This is a genomic window from Collimonas pratensis (genome assembly GCF_001584185.1).
In the GTDB taxonomy this organism is placed as follows: domain Bacteria; phylum Pseudomonadota; class Gammaproteobacteria; order Burkholderiales; family Burkholderiaceae_D; genus Collimonas; species Collimonas pratensis.
In genome coordinates this window covers 2,313,060-2,331,888 of record NZ_CP013234.1, presented here as the reverse complement: position 1 = coordinate 2,331,888, position 18,829 = coordinate 2,313,060, and the positions used below count along the sequence as shown (strand labels likewise).

The following is an 18,829-nucleotide window of genomic DNA, read 5'->3' as shown; positions in this document are numbered from 1 at the left end:
GCGACACAGCCATTGCCATGCAGCGCTTGACCTGATTTGCTTTTCCCTGATTTCGTTTGTTCTGCAATTTTTAAAAAAACTTCGCAATGCACCCTACCCAGGTCTTATTCCTAGGCAAGCAACAACCGGTCTCGCTACCGGTCTGCGATCATTACGCCGGCGCTGAAAAGCTCATGCGCAAGTCGATCGCCCTGCAACAGGAACTGGGCCCGGTGTTCGACATCACTCTGGACTGCGAAGACGGCGCCAGCGCCGGTCACGAAGCAGCACATGCCAAGCTGGTGGCCAGCATCGTCGCCGGCGACGACAACCGCTTTGCGCGCATCGGCGCCCGCGTCCACGACAGCGGCAACGCCTTTTTCGAACAAGACATCAAGCTCATCTGCGGCAACAGCGGCGCCGCCAGCCGGCTGGCTTACCTGATGCTGCCCAAGGCCGAGAGCCTGGCGGAAGTACGCGCCGCTATCGCCCTGATCGAACACCATAGCCAGCGCGCCGGCCGCGAAGATTTGCCGCTGCACATATTGATAGAAACCCATGGCGCCCTGGCTGACGTTTTCGCCATCGCCGCCCTGCCGCAGGTGCAATCGCTATCGTTCGGCATCATGGATTTCGTCTCGGCCCATTTTGGTGCGATTCCCAGCGCGGCGATGCGCTCGCCGGGCCAGTTCAACCATCCGCTGGTGGCCCGCGCCAAGCTGGAAATCGCCGCCGCCTGCCATGCGCACGGCAAGGTGCCGTCGCATAACGTCACGACCGACATCAAGGATAGCGCCAGCGTTGCTGCCGATGCCGGCCGCGCCAGGGCGGAATTCGGCTATACCCGGATGTGGAGCATCCATCCGCAGCAGATCCAGCCGATCCTGAACGCTTTTACCCCGCCGCAGTCCGAGATAGCGACCGCGGCACAGATTCTGCTTGCAGCCCAGCAGGCAGAATGGGGACCGATACAACACGAGGGCACGCTGCATGACCGCGCCAGTTACCGTTATTACTGGAGCGTCCTGCAGCGGGCAAAAAATAGCGGCGCCGCATTACCTGAAAACACCAGCACCTTGTTATAACCGCAGCCTGCCGCCGATTCAAGAACGGTAGCGGGACGCACTATGGAGCAATTGAAATGAGAAAGATTCTGTCAACGAGTTTGTCAACCCTGGTCTTGCTGTGCGCCGGCCTGGCAGTAGCAGCACCGCAAGCGCAAGCACAAACCACTACCAAGAAATCCACCAAGAAAGCGGCCAAGAAATCCGCGGCAAAAGCCGCGCCGGCCGAAGTGGACGATGGTGAAGACGAAGGCACGCCAGACGTCAAGACTGCTGTTTCCGTCGACTACAAATGCGAACTGGGCAACAGCCTGACGATCTACACCAACGCCGAAGACGAAAAGCACATCGCACTGCGCTGGGGCAAGACCCTGCACCGCCTGAGCCGCGTGCCGACCACCACCGGCGCCAACCGCTTTGAAAACCGTAAATACGGCCTGCTCTGGATCGGCATCCCGGCCAAGGGCATCTTGCTCGATTCGAAATCAGGACATCAGCTGGCGAACGAATGCAAGTCGCCGGCACAGGAAGAGATGCCGGCTCCAGTAGCAGCTGATCCGGCTAATAGTTTGTAATCTAGTAGTAACTTCAGGAGATATCATGTCCCGCAACACATTGAACACACTCAAGGAATTCAAGATTTCCGATTCCAAGAAAGGCAAGTTCTACTCCTTGCCTGCCCTGGAAAAAAAACTCGGCGTCAACATCTCGCGCTTGCCGGTATCGATCCGCGTTGTGCTGGAATCCGTGCTGCGCAACTGCGACGGCAAGAAAGTCACTGAAGAGCACGTCAAGCAGCTCGCGAACTGGGGCGCAACCGCTGCCCGCACCGACGAAATCCCGTTCGTCGTGGCCCGCGTAGTGCTGCAAGACTTTACCGGCGTGCCGCTGCTGGCCGACCTGGCCGCGATGCGCAACGTCGCCGCCAGCCTGGGCAAGAACGCCAAGAACATTGAACCGCTGGTGCCGGTTGACCTGGTGGTCGACCACTCGATCCAGATCGACCATTTCCGTGAAAAGAAAGCGCTCGACCTCAACATGAAACTGGAATTCCAGCGCAACAACGAGCGCTACCAGTTCATGAAATGGGGCATGCAGGCATTCGACACCTTCGGCGTCGTGCCGCCGGGCTTCGGCATCGTCCACCAGGTCAACCTGGAATACCTGGCGCGCGGCGTCCACAAGAAGGATTCGGTCTACTATCCGGACACCCTGGTCGGTACTGACTCGCACACCACCATGATCAACGGCATCGGCGTGGTCGGCTGGGGCGTCGGCGGCATCGAAGCGGAAGCCGGCATGCTGGGCCAGCCGGTCTACTTCCTGACACCGGACGTGGTCGGCGTCAACCTGACCGGCCAGCTGCGTGAAGGCGTCACCGCCACCGATCTGGTGCTGACCATTACCGAACTGCTGCGTAAAGCCAAAGTGGTCGGCAAGTTTGTCGAATTCTTCGGTGAAGGCACTGCCTCGCTGAGCCTGACCGACCGCGCCACCATCGCCAACATGGCCCCTGAATACGGCGCCACCATGGGCTTCTTCCCGGTTGACGATGCAACCATCGAATACTTCGAAGGCACCGGCCGCAGCAAAGCGGAAATTGACGCTTTCGCCGGCTATTTCAAGGCACAGAACCTGTACGGCATTCCAAAAGCCGGCGACATCGACTACACCACCGTGGTCGAACTCGATCTGGCTACTGTTGCACCATCGCTGGCAGGTCCGAAGCGTCCGCAAGACCGTATCGAAATCGGTCATGTCAAAGCCAACTTCGCCGAACTGTTCAGCAAGCCGATCGCAGAAAACGGCTTCAACAAGAAGATCGAAGACCTGGATGCTACTTACACCAACGCTGACGGCGTCAAGCTGCAGAACGGCGACGTCCTGATCGCGGCGATCACTTCTTGCACCAACACATCCAACCCGAGCGTCATGCTGGCGGCTGGCTTGCTGGCCAAGAAAGCGGTCGAAGCCGGCCTCAAGGTGCCTGCCCACATCAAGACCTCGCTGGCCCCTGGCTCGCGCGTCGTCACCGAGTACCTGGAAGCGGCTGGCCTGCTGCCGTACCTGGAAAAACTCGGCTTTGGCGTTACCGCCTACGGCTGCACCACCTGTATCGGCAATGCCGGCGACCTGACACCAGCCATGAACGATGCCATCGTCAAGAACGACGTAGTGGCATCGGCAGTATTGTCCGGTAACCGTAACTTCGAAGCGCGTATCCATCCGAACATCCGCTCCAACTTCCTGGCCTCGCCACCGCTGGTGGTCGCCTACGCCATCGCCGGCAACATGACGCGCGACCTGATGACCGAGCCTGTCGGCAAGGGCAAGGGCAAAGATGGGAAAACCCGGGACATCTACCTGGGCGACATCTGGCCATCTTCGCAAGAAGTCGCCAAGCTGATGAAGTTCGCGATGAACGCCAAGGTCTTCAAGGCTAACTACGCGGACGTCAAGGGCGCGCCAGGCAAGCTGTGGGAAGCCATCAAGGGCGTCGCCGGCGGCGAAGTCTACAACTGGCCGAAATCGACCTACATCGCTGAACCACCGTTCTTCCAGGACTTCACCATGGTGCCGAAGGCAGCGGCGACCGGCATCACCGGCGCCCGTGCACTGGGCGTGTTCGGCGATTCGATCACTACCGACCACATCTCGCCAGCCGGCTCCATCAAGGAATCCAGCCCTGCGGGTAAATGGCTGATCGCCAACGGCGTGCTGAAGGCAGACTTCAACTCCTACGGTTCGCGTCGCGGCAATCACGAAATCATGATGCGCGGCACCTTCGCCAACGTCCGCATCAAGAACCTGATGATCCCGCCGACACCGGACGGCTCGCGTGTCGAAGGCGGCATCACCTTGTTCCAGCCAACTGGCGAAGAAACCTCGATCTATGACGCAGCGATGCAGTATGTCAAAGACGGCGTGCCAACCATGGTGTTTGCCGGTGAAGAATACGGTACAGGTTCGTCGCGCGACTGGGCTGCCAAGGGCACCCAACTGCTGGGCGTGAAAGCTGTGTTTGCCCGTTCGTTCGAACGCATCCACCGCTCCAACCTGGTCGGTATGGGCGTGTTGCCGCTGCAGTTCATCGGCACAGACAGCGTGCAGACCCTGGGCATCACCGGCAACGAGACTTTCGACCTGAAGGGTATCGACGGCGAAATCAAGCCGCAGCAAGACGCTACCCTGGTGATCCATCGCGCCAACGGCGAAACCAAGGAAGTCAAGGTCCTGCTGCGCATCGATACACCGATCGAAGTCGATTACTACAAGCACGGCGGCATCTTGCCGTTCGTGTTGCGTCAGTTGCTGGCAGCATAAGCGGCAGACAGCCGTAAGAAGCAATAGCAAGCAACAGTAGCAAGCAATCATTTGCTTGATTTGCTTGAACGACAAACGCCGGCAATGCCGGCGTTTGTCGTTTCTACAACCAATGTCGTTGGCTTGATGGCCTTGAAACAGTTTTATTCCATGTACCGTTAAATCCACTACAATAGGATCTTGCAGTCTTCCTGCCTCTGAGTCCCATAAAAACTCACAGCAAGCGGTCGTAGGCCAGAAGGCAGCGCAGAACAGCGGAGCATGTCCGGCAAGGATATGTGAGCATCTCGGTTGCCGGGCATTGGAGCATTGGATGCAAGCATCCGCTACGGTCGCGCAGTAAGACATTGACCCTATGTTGTCAGCCCTTACTTTAATCACTATGCGCCGCCCGTCAAAAAAACCTTCCCGTAAATTTTCCGCCGACAGCCATCGCCTGGCCGAGCTGGCGCAAGCATTGATTCAAGCCTCCAGCCGTCTTGAGGAGCGCGCATGGGAACGCGAGATTGAAACCTTGCTCGGCAAGCATTTCAAGGCCCAGCACCAGGAGCCGATCGACAGCGCCCTGGAGCAGCTGTTCCCGACCCAGCCCGATGCCTACGATGCCCTGATGGATGTGGTCGAAGCCTGCAGCGAATCCTGCAGCATCGAATACCAGGGCAAGCAGTACGACTGCCTGCTGCTCGGCGTGCCGCTGCTGGCCTGGACTCGCTTTTCGATCGCTTCCGGACCGGTGCCAGCCGACACCATGATGGCCATCAGCGCCCACCTGCACGCCCATGTCCTGGCGCCGGAAGTGCTGACCGGCATCGTGCCTTCGCTGTACGCCATCGACCAGCTGCCGCGCAGCCACGTCGATACCTACGTCCTGCTGCAACAACTGTCGCACGCTGCGCTCAGCGCCACCCCGGTGCGCAGCCCGGCCAACCCGCCGCAGACCGCGCCCTACCTGGCCGATACCCGCTATTTGCTGGCCGCGCTGGTGGTGCCGAGCGGCATGCCGCTGTTCCGCTGGCAACTGGCGCGCGGCCAAGCCGGCCATATCGCCACCGACAAGGAACTGGCGCTGGAACAATGGCGCAAGCAGGTGACGCCGAATGTGACGCGCCTGCTGCCAGGCTGCGGCGTCCAGCTGTTGCTGCCCGAGGCTTACTACGCCGCCTGCCGCGAAGCCGACCTGCAGATCCGCCCCGCTTCGCTGCGCGCTGCCAGCTACTATTTGTCGCACACGCTGGACATCGCCTCCAAGGATCTGCACGCCAGCATCGGCCGTTTCAGCGAACAGCCGGAGAGCGGCCGCGTGGATGAATACCGCATCGGCTTTTCGCTCGGCCAGACCAACGAAATCATCTATGGCGTAGTGTGGCCGCTGTACGGCCCGGAAGAAGCCAACGAAGAAATCATCACCCGCTCAAGCGACAGCGAAGAAGCGGCGGCAGAGCCGGAAACCCCGCTGGAACAGATCCTCAGCCTGCTGCGCGAATGCGGCATCGACGACATCCAGCGCCATACCGATCTGTTTGCCATGGAATTCTGCGACGACTGCGGCACACCCTTCTATCCGGACCGCGAAGGCGAACTGGTGCACCCGGAAACGCCGGAAGACACGCCAAGCGGGTCGGCACATTTTCACTAAGCATTATTTAAAACTTCATAAACCGTGGCGAAACCCAACCCGGTTTTTGTCGTGTTTTACACATGTAGCTAAGTGGGGTCAGAGTGAACTTTCTGCGCGCTTTTTGCAGAAACTTCACTCTGACCCCACTTAGCGGGCCACCGAGTACATACCAAGAAAATGGCGTAAATTCAGCGCTGCGCCGCCACCAGCAACATCATCGGACGATCACGCTCTTCCGCCAGCTCGGGCCGCGCCACGAGCTGTTCCGCGCTTGGCCCCCACTCCTCGACATGCCTGATGCCAAAACCAGCAGCAATCAGCAGATTCAACAAAGTACCAATGGTCCGATGCTGCTTGATCACGCCTTCGGCCAGCCAGTTGGTGCTGCGTGGTCCTTCGATCTGATAGCTGTCGATAGGCCAGGTCCTGCGCCCCTGGGCATCGAACACCCAACCCGGATGCGTAGGCGCCATGTAGATCGGATGCTCAATGGAGAACACCAGTTTGCCGCCTGGCGCCAGCGCGCGATAGGCTGCAGTGAACAAGCCTGCCAGGTTGACGATGTAATGCAGCGTGAGCGAACTGTAGACCAGGTCGAAACCACCTTCCACCAGCACCAACTGCTCCAGGTCGGCGCGCGCATAACTGACCGCGGTGTTCGCCGTAGTGGCGACGGCACGTTCCAGCATTTTTTCAGAAACGTCGAGGCCGATCACCTGCGCGGCGCCCTGCTCGGCCGCCCAGCGGCAAAACCAGCCGTAGCCGCAACCCAGATCGACTACCCTCTTGCCGCGCAGCGGCGGCAACATGGCTTGCAGCGCCGGCCATTCCGCCGCGCCCGCCATTCCTTGCACCGAACGTCCGAGCTGGCTGTAGCCTTCAAAGAAGGCCGGATCGTCATAGATATTTTGCGTCATCGATAAAACCATTCCTTCTTGAAACGTATTACAGCTACATCGTAAAAACGGCAGCCTAGGCTGCCGTTGATTACCGCATGCTTATTCAAAGGCCCGCAAGATCGGCTGCAGCACCACCTCGCCCAGACGCGCACTGCGGGCGCCGTCCCAGCCCACCTGCGCATCCGGCAGGTTGGCGTTGTCCTTGAACGGCAACTCCAGCGTCAGCGAAACACACTTGAAGGTATGGCCGATATACTTAGACGCCAAGGTCAGCACATCGCTGCTGTACTTGCTCGCCGCATAGCCGAATTCGGTCTGGAAATCCGGGCTGGCGCGCAGGAAATCGTCGATGAACTGCTGCTGTTCCTTGGCCTGTTGCGGGCTGAAGTCTTCCAGCATTTCCGAGCCCGCCACGAAAATGTAGGGCAAGGCTTCATCGCCATGCACATCGAGGAACAGGTCACAGCCGATTTCATGGATCTTGTTTTTCACCGCGAACACTTCCGGGCTGCGCTCCAGCGACGGCGTCATCCACTCGCGGTTCAGGTTGGCGCCGGCCGCATTGGTGCGCAGGTTGCCACGCACCGAACCGTCAGGATTCATGTTGGGCACGATGTAGAACACCGCATGCTGCAACACCTTGGTGGCGAGCGGATTGGCGCTGTCCAGCAAGGCATCGACCATGCCCTCGACGAACCACTCCGCCATGGTTTCGCCCGGATGCTGACGGGCGATGACCCAGACCTTCTTGGCCGCCTCAGGATTGCCGATCACCAGCACATTCATGTCGCGTCCGTCGACCGTGCTGCCGATATCCAGCACACGCGCCAGCGGCGATTGCTCCGCCTGCCCCAGCAACGCCAGGTGACGCTCCCAGGAATACGGCTCGAAGTAAGCGTAGTAGACGCTGTCGTAGTCCGGCGTATGGCTGATGGTCATGACCTGGCCGTCGAAGCTGGTCGGTACGCGGAACCAGTTTTCCCGGTCGTAGCTGGCCACTGCCTGGTAATTTTCCCAGCCCTTGGGATAGGTGGTGGCGCCAGCGTTCAGGAAGCGGATAGTGCAATCCTCGTCACGCGCGCCCTGCAGGCGGAAATAAAACCACTGCGTGAAATCGGCATGCGAATCGCTGCGGATTTTCAATTCGATTTGCTGAGGACTATCCGCGCGCACGACTTCAATCGCGGCGGCGTCAAACTGCTGGCTAATTTTTATTGGCATAAGATTATCTGGATGAAGATCACCGGCAAAATGTGGCGGCCGATCGCATGGAATCGCGACGCAAAGATCGGCGGCAACGCAAGCCGGATAATCGGTGGGAAAATTTTTTAGATTCTTTGCATTCCGTTGGGAACAAAGCAACTAGGCCTGATATAATAACAGGCTTGTCGGGGCGTAGCGCAGCCTGGTAGCGTACATGCATGGGGTGCATGGGGTCGGAGGTTCGAATCCTCTCGCCCCGACCAATTGAATCAAAGACTTACAGCGCAAGCTGTACAAACGAACAGCACTGCATATTAAACATTGTTTAATATGCAGTGCTGTTTTTTTATGTTCGTTTAGTTTGTGCCTGAGCCGAAATATCCATGCGGTGCGGCAGATAAATGGCGTATTTGATCCACCGTCGCCACCTCTCGATCCGCGATCATGCAGGTAGCTATTGCTATCCTACGGTGGCGCCTATGCTTCCGATGAGGCTGCAGCCACATTCGGTTTTGTGGCCTTCCAGCGCCACAGGAATCCCATCAAGAATGAACGTGGAATGCCCCTCGATAATCTTGTTGACGCCGTGCGGCTTGCCGCCCGGATAAGACAGTGGGCAATCCACCAGGTCCCCCAAGCGCGCAATCGGCTTATCCAGCACGTTATGATTGGGAGAACCGCTGATCACATGTCCTCCGTGACTGGTTGTATCGCCCACGACAATGATTTTTAAAGCCATGATCAGTCCTGAAAAAATAATTCATTCAAACAATTGCAAACAAACGCCGACGACATTTTCTTTTGCTTGCAAGGCAGAGCTCATCTGTACGAACCGGAATACATGCTCAGCACGTTCATCGCCATCATGAGGAAGATGCCGACTGCCGGAAAAGCAATGACGCTGCCCACCGCCAGGTAAGCATCCTCCCGCCACTGCCGCTTGGCGCAATACCATGCCAGGAGTATCAGCGCAGGCGGAATGAGATAAAAGACATAGAGGAAACTCATCGACGCCAGCCATAGAAACAGGCTTAGGCCAACTATTATCAGCAACCAGATCAATATATTCGGGCGAGACGCCGAAACAGCCGGGTCCGCGCTCTCAGGCGCCATCCTTGTCATGCGGCGCCACCCGATGAACGACAAGGCAAACAACGATGGGACGAATGGCGCAATCGCCGCCGAATTCGCAGAACGGCCAAATAGGATGGTGAGCACCACCACGGCGATACTCGCCAGCAACGATAACCCGATTCCAAGCAATATCCAGATCCACACACGTGGGCCGGGCTTTGAATTATCCGACTCCTGCCTTTTTGTCGACCTGGCGATACTGACGATCCATACAAGCAATGCAAGCACGCCTAGCAATAATATAATTGGCAATAGACTCAGCCAATTGGCATGGGCCTCACTCGTCTCCATCATCGTATTATTCCAATCTAAAAAAAAACGCGGAGCCAGTCGGCCATTCGCCTTAACCCGGCAGCTTTACATTTGAGCCGTCCAATTTTTCGACACGGCCTTTAGATGGAGCCAGCGTTGTCAAATCCTGTGCTTCGACTTGGGTATTCGTGAAATCGAGCTTTTCGATGATCTTGGTGTTCTTGATGTCCAGTTTGCTAATGCGGCTTTCCTTGAAGTTAGCCTGCTGGATAGAGCAAGTATCCAGAATCAAATTTGCCGTGTTGATGTGGTTCGAAGCCAGCACGGGAATCGTGCAGTTGCGAAAGCGCAGATATTGGTTAACTCGCGCTATTTCCTTTTTGCTGGAAAAACCTCCGCCAACAAACACTCCTTCGTCGCTTTTACCAAACGTGACATTGTCAATATCTATACGTACGATCTTAGCCGGTGAAGTCTGAAATACGTCGCGTCCATTCCCTTTGATCTGACTGTTTCGTATGGTCAAACTTGCAGCGGATCTGAAGAGGGCATTGACGTATCCAGCGTCCAACGCTTCCATCAACACATCACCCTTGACCGTGGCGTCGGACAGATCAATATTATTGATAAAGGTCTGTCGAATCGTGAGAGACAAAAAAGTAGAAGGACGCATATCAAAATTCCCCTTCAATTTTGAATTCTCTATGAGCACCTCGGAACCGCCAGTTGCTTCATCTATAGGGCAATCAACATTTTCAAACTCACAGTCTCGAATCGTCAGCTTGGTGTCGCCATAAATAGTCATGTACTTAAACTGGCAACGCGTGAACTCCGTTTCTCCTTCAGTCCCTAATGCGCCAAAATGGTTTTGATCAGCGTTCTCACCTTGAAATTTACAATCTTCAAAACGTACTTTCGTGCTACCTGCATCGCCGATCATATTCAGCTTTCCGACGCCCGCACATTTGGCAAACTGAACCCGGGTCATTTTCCCGAATCCCAGCACACCGGCAAAGCGACAGCCTTCAAATTGAAGATCTTCGCTGCCTTTCAATTTAATGGCGTACGAACTTGCAAAATCGCAATCAACAAAACGAATATTACGCCATGTCAAAGCATGAAATTCGGCACTACCAAATAACGCATTGTTTATCGTTATCAGAGCGTCGCCATTTTCCTTCTGACGAAGCTCGGGATTTTGCAGATAGTCAAATGTTTTTCCAAATTCGCCAATTGGTTTTTTGCTGCTCATGGCATCACATCCTGTTATGTTGGTTAGACTAAAAGCAAAAACGCCAACACGGCATAAAAATTTTCGCCGTGAAGTTATTATTTTCATGTTCAACCTTTAATAATTTTTTGTGGGTCCGGATACCTATTTCCTGGACCACTTTGGTAATTTTTAAACAACCACCCCCAGTCCGGCACTTCACCACGTTCCCCCGCGGGCCTGCCAATAAGTGGTATCGTCCCCATCTGCGTCATTCTAAATTGAATATCCAGAGGAAATACCCACGAATCGCTGCAATTCATATCCGCCCCCCAATTCGGCTGACCAGCGGCGATGCTCGGCTTCTTCAACTGAACTTCACAAAATGCTTGTGCTATTTTCATCCCACCGTTGGTCCGGAATGCACTATCAAGTGTATTCATATCCGATGCGCTAAACGTCAGGCGCTTTTTACTGCCATTGGAAGATCCAAATAATGGCTTTGATCCGCTCGACAAAGACGGCGTAAGCCGGCGCCAAGTTTTTATCGCATCACCGGTTTCCTCATCTCGTCCTCCTACAAACACCCATATATTTATTCCAGCAATACACGCTAATCCCGCCATTTGATCACTAAGAGTGACATCAACGTCGCTGGCAAAACTCGCTTGCCCTAGCTTGAAGGAAGCGCACATGAAATCCAATGGGGCGGTTATAGAGTCATCGTCTCGGCTCATGACCGCAAGATAATCGAGCGCAACACACAAACGCGGCTGCGTGTTCTTTTTGGGATCACTGGTCTTGACTTGCTTAACCAGCCCACTTTGAGCGTCGAGCAACGTACCGCTGGGTGGACGCAAGGTCCACCCATTGAGTTCCCCATACAGATTCTGCACACCGATCGGTCCGCCACAGCTGCTAACGATGAAATTAGTACAGTCATCAGAGCTTTTTTGCTCGCCGTGCAGACCAGGATCACGCGCATTCGCAATATTAGCTCTCCTGAGCATGTTGGGGCGGTCTTCCGGCGTCGGCCGATACAAGCCGGAACGGTGACTGTGGCCAGACAAGTGGTGATTGACACGCCGCGTATCATCCACAAAGATAAAGGTATCGAAATACCATTTCAGATTCTTCTCGCAAGTCCCGAAGTTGGCGTCGTTGAAGGCTGGCGTATCTACGACACGGACCTCGCCCTCCGACTGCACTCGGTCAAATGGCGTGATGCTGAGTTTGGCATTCAGCGGCGACTTGTTGTAGTTGATGATAGTGAAGTGCGTTGCTACCAGCAGCTTTGCGTTGGAGTGCTGCTTGTATAGTCCGGCAGAATTCAGGATCAGCTTCTGCTGATCATTGATCGAATGGGTGGCGCGCGGCAATACTGTATTGCCTTGCGCATCAGGGCTGCTGCTTTGGCGCCACACCCTATCACCAGCCATCCCTTTCACTTTGTCCAGGCTGAGGTTGATGTAGACCTCGCCGTTTCCCCACTCCAGACCGCACAGTATCTGTCTTGTATCTTTGCCCGTCGGGTCATCCGGCTTGGCGCCGTAAGGGATGACAAAATCTGACAGCGGCGTGAACAAAGCGCTGAACCAGTCAAAATTGTCCGCGTGAAAATTCCTGGCCGTGTAAATCTGTCCATAGGTCGGACCGTAGGCCAGTGTCGCCTCATAAATGGTCATGTTGTGGTCGGCGGCGATCCCTTCGTTGGCCTTGCCGGATATCCACTCGCTGGCGGCCTCGACATCCTTGCGCAAGTCAGCGATCTGCTCTTCCCTCGGAGCGCTTCTAAACCACCATCCATCCCGCTTAATCGTAGGCATCACCGGTGACATGCCGTCTGCCATTCCTTCAAGCCGCCCCATCTTGTTGGCCCAGGTGCTCAGACTAGAGTCGGCGCGCGGGCTGACGCCATATGGCACGTCATACGCCTCATGATTACCAGTTGTCATGAAAACCGGAAGTTTCAATTCCCGGTAAGAGTGCCGCACCAGGCTGTACATCAGCATATCGTCCATGCCGCGCTTGTACAGGCTTTTGTCGTCGAGTTTGCCGAGCACGTTGAAATTCTTCCATTGCTCGCCGATCGATGCGCCGACCTTGTCCGGATCGATATTACGGTTGAAGTCAATCAGGTCGCCGGTCAGGAAAATGGCATCGGCACGGTTTTCGCCCTTGCCAAACTGTTCGAACAAATCCTTTAGGGCCATGAAACTGTTACAGACCTTGCCACCCACCTTGTCTGCCAATGAGCCAGCGGCATCGTCTTCAATCACGCGCGCCGGGGATTGCGCCAACGCATTGTGGCGTACATTTACGTGCACATCCGACAGGTGCCCTATATTGAGTGCCTTTTTCTCGCTACGAATTACCGGATGCCAGCTCATCAGCCGCTCCGCTCTCTGCGCCGGTAGGCCGGTGGCCTGCAGATGGTCTAGATTGAATTCATACGGCTTCGAAAAATGATTGGCGGCGGCATTCTTGGAGTTGTGCAGGAAATCGTGGATGTACATGTCCTGCCCTTCCACATGGGTGACGCCCTGATACTCTTGATGACGTGCATGCTCCGCATCGATTTCCACCATCCAGGCAAACGTCTTGAAAGCCGCGGTGCCGATTTCGGCAAACGGCGCTTGCGTAAGATCAATTTCGATTTCGTAGACGTTGGCCAGTCCGCGATATACCTCGGCCGCCTGAGTCGATATCGTGGCGAACGGCTGGCCGTGGCGGTTCTTGATCAGAGCGCCAGCGGCGAAATCTCCGACCAGCCAGCCGTGGATGGCGGCTTTGGCCTTGGTAAAGGACTTGCCGTCGCCAAACAACGTGCCTTGAGTGGTATCGGTCTTTGTACCCTTCTTCTTGATGTCATACAGGCGCAGATGGCGGTCGACCGCGCAATGGATGGTGTGCGCCTGCTTGGTCTTTTCGTCGATGGTGAAATGCGTGCGCGCTTCAGCTGCGGCGCCCAGGAATATGCTGCATTTGGTTTGCCCGGGCGCCAGGATCAATGGCGTACCGAGGCTAGGGTATAGAATGACGGCACTGATAGGCGGATCTTTTTCGCACTCGGTCACGCCGGGGGCTTGGTTTTTGCCGCTGGAGGCATTGGCGACGCTTGAAGATATATCTGCCATGAGGAGTCCGGATAAAAGTGTTAAGCCAATGACGCCAGCGCATGGCTGGATGGATTTCCAGCACGGCGCTCGCGTAACGGGGCCAGTATGTTTTCAGAGAGGAGCGCCAGGCTGCGCGGCGCAGCAGCCTGCAGCTCCTCCCAATAAGCCGCGGGCATACGCCCGATAGCGGCAGCAATCGATTCTTTTTCAGCCGCGCAGGTCCGCAGCAAGGCATTCAGCCGCGGCTCATCGCAAGCTTGCGGGTGCATCCGCAAGCCAAGCGCTACCAGCAAACGCTGGTAGCTCCACGCGTTCAAATCCATCTCTGCAGCCCGCTGCAGTTGCATATGAGCGATCACGCGCAACAAGGGCTGTGCTATGTGGTCGAGCTCGCCGGGATCGGTATCTTCTTTCAGGATCAGCGCCTGCAGCCGTTCGGCATGGTTCAATCGATCGAGGGCCAACTGCAGCTCTGTATTGATTGCGAGCGGCTCGCTTAACTCAGCCGGCTGCGGTTGTGCAATCCCGTGCAGGATCCGTGGCGTGAACAGATGGTCCCAACTTACCCACCATTGCATAGCGCTCAAGAATTGCTGGCGCACCGGCCGCGGCCAGCATTGCACCATGTCCAGGCCAATGCGCGGATCGAAATAACGCATCAGGACTTGCGACTTATCTTCCAGCAAGCCGTTGAACCAGCTGCGCAAATGGCCGCACAGCACGTGATTGCGCAGCGGACTGGCGATCACGCTTAGCGCCTGGCTAGTGCCGACATCGTTGGCCAGGCGCAGCAACAAGGCGTCCGAGGAACGCTCCGGCAAGCGTAATAGCCATGGTCCCTGATCGACGTGAGCATCATCCGCGGTATGTGCGAACAAGGGCTCGGCGTCAATTTCGTGCTCCGCAATCAGTTTGGCGATGCTGCCTGGCTTGCATTGACCGGCGTTGACCAGTGCATAGCATGAGGTTGCTCGCAGCGGTTGCAGCAGGATACGCAAATCGTGGCTTATCGCGTGCGCGGCTTCACCCAGAAACTGCTGCGGATCATGCGGCAGGGCAAATTCTGCCGAATCAAGAGTTGCATAGGATGGGGGAGCGCTCATGGGATAACCATTCAGAGACGCTTGGTCAGCGTAGAGGCCTGTTGATTGGCCTCCTGCATGCAGCTGACGCAGATATCCGGCTGGGTCTTGAGCGGCAGGCTTTGTGGCCCTGGCCAACTGCGGCTGGCGGCATGCACCACATGCGGGCCATTGGTACCGTATTCGATGCCGCCGGCGTTGTGCTTGACGTAACTGCCGCCGCCGTTGATGACCACCTCCTCTTTGGCGGAGATCGTGATGCGATTAGCAGTTTGAGTGATATTCAGTTTTGCCAATAGATTGATGCTGTCTGACAAAGCCTTTACATCGATGTCGCCGGCAGCAGCGACCATCTTCATGCCAGCTTTTTGCACCATCAGGCGGAAGGTTTTTGCAACGCTGGCAAACATACCGTCGCCGCTGGCAATCGACAGGCTCTTGCCGCTCGTGATGGCGGTGTGTTCGCCGCTGGAAATATGGGTGCTGCCGCTAGTCGTGGATTCAATGCCCGCGGGGCTGGTCAGCACCAGGTGCGGCGCCGACAGCTCAGGGAAACCACCCTCGTCGCCTGTACCGCTTCCCTTGATTGCATCATTCTGTGCTTTTAGTGTTTCTGCGATATCGGCTTGCATTCCCTCCTTGTCCTGCGCTCCAGCCTGTTGCGCAGCATCCGCCAGGGACTCGTGCTGATCGCGGGCAGCAGTCAGCCGGCTGACCGTCTCGCCCATATCCTTGATATGCGAAGCCGCGTTGTTTCTGGCCTCGGTGGTGATCAGCATCCCCTTGGCAGAACGCGCCACGCCATGACCGTCTGTCCTCAGCTCCCAGCCCTCGCCCCGCGCATCCTTGCGCCCCGCATTATCTTCAATCCGGGTAATGCTGCCCAGGCTCAGCTGGCTTTGCTGATGATCGCTTTTCAGCTGTGCCTGGATTTTTTCGTTGGTATCGTCCAGGATCAAGTGGTTACTGCGCCCTCCAGCTTGATTGCCGCCTTCAGGCGTCAGCTCACGGCTCCTGAAACCCATCAGCGATTGCTGGGTTGCCAGCTTCCACGGCGGCATGTTGCTCTGGTTATAGACGCTGCCGGTGACGATAGGACGGTCAGGATTACCATCAAGCCATTGGACCAGGCATTCCGAGCCCACCCGCGGAATCGATTTGGCACCTAGTTCACCACCTGCCCAAGAGCTGGCAACTCGCACCCAGGCCGAGCTGCGCTCATCGTTGTTGCCGATGCGGTCCCAGTGGAACTGGACACGGATGCGGCCATACTCGTCGGTATGAACGCTGCCCTGGCCGGAAGGACCGACTACCGTGACGGTCTGCGGCGAGAGAATTTTGGTGTTGACGCTATTAAAACTGCGGCCTGGGCGCCAGGGAATGGTCTTGCGCAGGCAGGTCAGCTCGTTACGGTACTCGGTCTTCTGGTCGGCCTGCTGCAGGTAGTTATTGCTGGCGATGTGATGGACCGAGATGATCAGGAATTCATTCTTGTCCGACTCTTTATAACTGAAGTGGCCGCTCAGGCGGTACCAGCGCCCAGGCAGTACATAGCGATTATTCCCTGCTGCGTCAAAGTGCTTACCAGCCGCTTCGATCTCTTCCATGTGCAGGCGCGACAGTTGATCCGCATCCTGGCTGCCTTTCACACCATAGGCGCCCGTATATTCATAGGATTCGACATCCAATACATCGCCCTGCTTATTCACCGTCGGCACGCCGGCATTGATCGGCACCGGGCTCTTGAAGTTAAAACCGGACAGCGAGACAGAGCCGGGAACGATCTGCCGCACCGGGGAGAACTCGCCGATGCCGTCTTCTTCAGTAGCGCCGCCACGGCGCTGGAAGCGGATCTCTTCGCCACCGTCGATGGCTGCAGCCTGAGTGGAGTCATCAGTAATGACCAGTTTATGGCCCTTGTCGGTGTGCTCGTAGTAGTACAGCAGACCGGCGGCTTCCAGACGACGGTGGACGTAGTTATGGTCGCTCTCATCGAACTGGATGGCGTCCGTCATGATCGGATCAGTGCCGCCGACACGATAATCCCAGTCCGGCAAGGTGCCGTAATCGGCGCAGATGCTGTCGATCTGTTCGCGCAGGGTCTTGCCGTGGAAGATGTGGTTATCTTTACGCAGGCGCAGGTACTGGGTCCATGGCGCCAGCTTGGCATGATAGAAAGTGATGTTCCCGTCGGTGCGCGAAAGGCTAAATTCGAAGCAATATCCGGTGAAGTAGCGCAGGCTGCCGTCGGCTCTAACGAGTTCCACGCAGAACAGTTTTCCTTGCAAATCCTTTAGGGCCAGCTCGGCGTCATCCGACAGTAATTCCACGCTGTACTCATAATCCCGCGACAGGCTTTCGACGGCATCGAGCTTGTTGACCAGCAACTGGGCCTGTGGAGCATCGTCGTGCGGGAAGGTCAGCCGAAGAATACGATTGTTCTGCCGGCCCTGGATCAAGGCGGACAGGGATTGAAGCAAGCTACTCATGCGCCCCCCCGGAATTGAACTGCCAAAAAAATATTATTCTAACAATATTTAGTACTGAAATGCTAGTTGATAAAAATCACATTCAATCATAACCGCTGGCGGCTTTAATTGCCAAACGGCAAATATCGATAATCGATAAATTTTGCAAGAATTAACACTGCTGAGGGAGTCTACTGCCGACCTGGAGGAGCACAGCCGTCGGTCAGCTTCGCTTTATTGCCCACGCCCTCTCATTCAGAATGTATCGACGCGATACCCTTTATTTTTCGCATGGCTTCCAGGATATATGCATTGGCAATAATATTGCCAATTTACAATATTGGCATTCTCTCTATCAGCCCTGTTTTTCCGGAACAGATTCGCCTCCTATCCCTTGTGATGATTAGCGCCTGCCAGAACATGTCCCCAAAATTTAAACTCGCACTTGGCCTGACCTTATGTCTTTCGATCCCGCTCCTGGGTTGCAAGCGCAACAGCGAGACACCGCAACCGCAAGCAGCTGCAGCCGTCAGTGCTGCACCGGCTCCGGCGCTTGCCGCGGCAGCGGCGAGCAAGCCGACCAAAGCTGTGTTCGACATCGATAGCATCCCGCTTTCATCCGTCGTATTGCCACCTTTTCCTTACCTCGATTGGCCGCAAGGACTGGCCGATGGCGATCGCTTCAGCGACAAGTCGGCTTTCGACCGTGCCTATGTCATCGCCGGCGATCAGCTACAGGCGGTCGAGGGCCGTATCGAGAGCCGCCGCTTCCGTAATTCGGATGCGCAACTGAGCCAGCTGGCAGCGCAGCGTAATTACGAGAGCGCCATCAAGGCGCTGGGCGGCGTCAAGGTCAATACGGCGCTGCCGAGCGATCCGATTCTTGTCGCTGCAAATGGCGGCGACGTCGGCGATATCGTGGTCAACAAGCTTGGCCTCAAGGACTACGTCAACGCCTATGATGTCTATCTGATCCGGACACCGGAGAGGAATGTCTGGATTGCCGTCACCAGCAGCAGCACATCGACGCAAATCACGGCAATCGAAGAACAGGCGATGAAACAGCAGGTTGCGTTTGTGACGGCGGACGCCATGCAAAGCGCATTGAACGCACAAGGCCATGTCGCGCTGTACATCAATTTCGACAACGACAAGGCGCAGCTCAAGCCGGATGGCTTGAACGCAGTGGACGAAATCGCCAAGCTGCTGAAGCAGGATGCCGCCCTCAAGCTGGCGATCGAAGGCCATACCGACAACAGCGGCGATGCGCAGCACAACAAGGCGCTCTCGCAGCAGCGCGCCGACGCGGTAATGACAACCTTGCTGACCAAGGGCATAGATAAAGGTCGCCTGAGCGCCAGCGGCCGCGGTGCGGATCAGCCCGTTGCCGATAATGGCAGCGATCAGGGACGGGCGAAGAACCGGCGCGTGGAGCTGGTCAAGCAGTCATAGACCGCGCCCCCTGGATGCGGCACAA

Annotated in this window: 13 protein-coding genes and 1 tRNA gene; 6 read left to right on the top strand and 8 right to left on the bottom strand. The window is 56.4% G+C overall.

Annotated elements, in window-relative coordinates:
* The first annotated feature begins 86 nt into the window (after nt 1-86).
* From CPter91_RS10585 to CPter91_RS10570, 4 genes are all read left to right on the top strand, one after another.
* Nucleotides 87-1,064 (top strand): HpcH/HpaI aldolase/citrate lyase family protein, encoded by a 978-nt coding sequence (locus CPter91_RS10585; protein WP_061939991.1) that lies wholly within the window; start codon nt 87-89, stop codon nt 1,062-1,064.
* Between the two features lie 56 nt (nt 1,065-1,120).
* Nucleotides 1,121-1,618 (top strand): hypothetical protein, encoded by a 498-nt coding sequence (locus tag CPter91_RS10580; protein WP_061939989.1) that lies wholly within the window; start codon nt 1,121-1,123, stop codon nt 1,616-1,618.
* Between the two features lie 25 nt (nt 1,619-1,643).
* A complete protein-coding gene (acnA, locus tag CPter91_RS10575; RefSeq protein ID WP_061939987.1) occupies nt 1,644-4,367 on the top strand; it encodes an aconitate hydratase AcnA in 2,724 nt (907 codons plus the stop codon).
* Nucleotides 4,368-4,722: 355 nt separating this feature from the next.
* A complete protein-coding gene (locus CPter91_RS10570; RefSeq protein ID WP_236906004.1) occupies nt 4,723-6,003 on the top strand; it encodes a DUF2863 family protein in 1,281 nt (426 codons plus the stop codon).
* Nucleotides 6,004-6,173: 170 nt separating this feature from the next.
* On the opposite strand, the gene CPter91_RS10565 is transcribed toward CPter91_RS10570, so the two are convergent.
* Nucleotides 6,174-6,902 carry a class I SAM-dependent methyltransferase gene (locus CPter91_RS10565; RefSeq protein ID WP_061939983.1) on the bottom strand — a complete coding sequence of 243 codons (729 nt, stop codon included), beginning with the start codon at nt 6,900-6,902 and terminating at the stop codon, nt 6,174-6,176.
* Between the two features lie 81 nt (nt 6,903-6,983).
* Nucleotides 6,984-8,105 carry a M14 family metallopeptidase gene (locus CPter91_RS10560; protein WP_061939981.1) on the bottom strand — a complete coding sequence of 374 codons (1,122 nt, stop codon included), beginning with the start codon at nt 8,103-8,105 and terminating at the stop codon, nt 6,984-6,986.
* Nucleotides 8,106-8,273: 168 nt separating this feature from the next.
* On the opposite strand from CPter91_RS10560, the gene CPter91_RS10555 reads away from it, so the two are divergent.
* Nucleotides 8,274-8,350 (top strand) — tRNA-Pro (locus tag CPter91_RS10555).
* A gap of 197 nt (nt 8,351-8,547) precedes the next feature.
* Here the strand turns inward: CPter91_RS10555 and CPter91_RS10550 are convergent.
* The 6 genes from CPter91_RS10550 to CPter91_RS10525 form a co-directional block, all read right to left on the bottom strand.
* Entirely contained in the window at nt 8,548-8,826 is a 279-nt protein-coding gene (locus CPter91_RS10550; RefSeq protein WP_061939979.1) for a PAAR domain-containing protein, read from the bottom strand.
* A gap of 80 nt (nt 8,827-8,906) precedes the next feature.
* Nucleotides 8,907-9,515: a hypothetical protein gene (locus CPter91_RS10545; protein WP_061939977.1), complete on the bottom strand. Its 609-nt coding sequence runs from the start codon at nt 9,513-9,515 to the stop codon at nt 8,907-8,909.
* A gap of 49 nt (nt 9,516-9,564) precedes the next feature.
* Nucleotides 9,565-10,725, bottom strand: a complete 1,161-nt coding sequence (locus tag CPter91_RS10540; RefSeq protein WP_061939975.1) for a hypothetical protein — start codon at nt 10,723-10,725, stop codon at nt 9,565-9,567.
* An 89-nt stretch (nt 10,726-10,814) separates the two neighbouring features.
* On the bottom strand, nt 10,815-13,820 hold the full coding sequence (locus CPter91_RS10535; protein WP_061939973.1) for a metallophosphoesterase: 3,006 nt from the start codon (nt 13,818-13,820) through the stop codon (nt 10,815-10,817).
* A gap of 20 nt (nt 13,821-13,840) precedes the next feature.
* Nucleotides 13,841-14,905, bottom strand: a complete 1,065-nt coding sequence (locus tag CPter91_RS10530; protein WP_061939971.1) for a DUF4123 domain-containing protein — start codon at nt 14,903-14,905, stop codon at nt 13,841-13,843.
* 11 nt (nt 14,906-14,916) lie between these two features.
* A complete protein-coding gene (locus CPter91_RS10525; RefSeq protein WP_061939969.1) occupies nt 14,917-17,373 on the bottom strand; it encodes a type VI secretion system Vgr family protein in 2,457 nt (818 codons plus the stop codon).
* A gap of 399 nt (nt 17,374-17,772) precedes the next feature.
* Between CPter91_RS10525 and CPter91_RS10520 the strand changes: the two genes are divergently transcribed.
* Nucleotides 17,773-18,804, top strand: a complete 1,032-nt coding sequence (locus tag CPter91_RS10520) for an OmpA family protein (RefSeq protein ID WP_167595155.1) — start codon at nt 17,773-17,775, stop codon at nt 18,802-18,804.
* Nucleotides 18,805-18,829 lie beyond the last annotated feature (25 nt).

Excerpts from the sequence above, each read along its gene's own strand:
- CPter91_RS10585 (WP_061939991.1), top strand. The coding sequence starts at position 87 with ATGCACCCTACCCAGGTCTTATTCCTAGGCAAGCAACAACCGGTCTCG.
- CPter91_RS10580 (WP_061939989.1), top strand. The coding sequence starts at position 1,121 with ATGAGAAAGATTCTGTCAACGAGTTTGTCAACCCTGGTCTTGCTGTGC.
- acnA (WP_061939987.1), top strand. The coding sequence starts at position 1,644 with ATGTCCCGCAACACATTGAACACACTCAAGGAATTCAAGATTTCCGAT.
- CPter91_RS10570 (WP_236906004.1), top strand. The coding sequence starts at position 4,723 with ATGTTGTCAGCCCTTACTTTAATCACTATGCGCCGCCCGTCAAAAAAA.
- CPter91_RS10565 (WP_061939983.1), bottom strand. The coding sequence starts at position 6,902 with ATGACGCAAAATATCTATGACGATCCGGCCTTCTTTGAAGGCTACAGC.
- CPter91_RS10560 (WP_061939981.1), bottom strand. The coding sequence starts at position 8,105 with ATGCCAATAAAAATTAGCCAGCAGTTTGACGCCGCCGCGATTGAAGTC.
- CPter91_RS10550 (WP_061939979.1), bottom strand. The coding sequence starts at position 8,826 with ATGGCTTTAAAAATCATTGTCGTGGGCGATACAACCAGTCACGGAGGA.
- CPter91_RS10545 (WP_061939977.1), bottom strand. The coding sequence starts at position 9,515 with ATGATGGAGACGAGTGAGGCCCATGCCAATTGGCTGAGTCTATTGCCA.
- CPter91_RS10540 (WP_061939975.1), bottom strand. The coding sequence starts at position 10,725 with ATGAGCAGCAAAAAACCAATTGGCGAATTTGGAAAAACATTTGACTAT.
- CPter91_RS10535 (WP_061939973.1), bottom strand. The coding sequence starts at position 13,820 with ATGGCAGATATATCTTCAAGCGTCGCCAATGCCTCCAGCGGCAAAAAC.
- CPter91_RS10530 (WP_061939971.1), bottom strand. The coding sequence starts at position 14,905 with ATGAGCGCTCCCCCATCCTATGCAACTCTTGATTCGGCAGAATTTGCC.
- CPter91_RS10525 (WP_061939969.1), bottom strand. The coding sequence starts at position 17,373 with ATGAGTAGCTTGCTTCAATCCCTGTCCGCCTTGATCCAGGGCCGGCAG.
- CPter91_RS10520 (WP_167595155.1), top strand. The coding sequence starts at position 17,773 with ATGTCCCCAAAATTTAAACTCGCACTTGGCCTGACCTTATGTCTTTCG.